A 290-nucleotide genomic window follows, 5' to 3' on the forward strand; every position below is an offset into this window, starting at 1 on the left:
TATCTCGTCGACCGAATAGACCTCGTGCCACGCCGGCATCTTCTTGAAACCCTTGTAGACACGTTTGAATACGAACTCAGGGGTGTATTTGGCGGGTTTCAATTTCGGTGCCTTGCCGGGATAGGCCTTGTAGCCGTGGCAATGGGTGCATTGGTCAAACCAGATTTCCTTGCCCGCTTCGAAATTCTCGGCACTCGCCAAGAACTCCTCGGAGAAGGTTTGAGCCGCGATCACCTCTTCAATGCTCTTCTTGGGGGCCGCCGGCGCATCCGTTGTCTCTTCACTGGCCG

Annotated in this window: 1 protein-coding gene; it reads right to left on the reverse strand. The window is 55.2% G+C overall.

All coding sequences use genetic code 11. From position 1 onward, the window contains the following. Positions 1 to 290 (reverse strand): c-type cytochrome (locus NLM59_RS11575; protein ID WP_304417938.1); only part of this gene is annotated, 290 nt, incomplete at both ends.

The organism is Profundicola chukchiensis (assembly GCF_029664245.1).
GTDB lineage: Bacteria > Bacteroidota > Bacteroidia > Flavobacteriales > Weeksellaceae > Profundicola > Profundicola chukchiensis.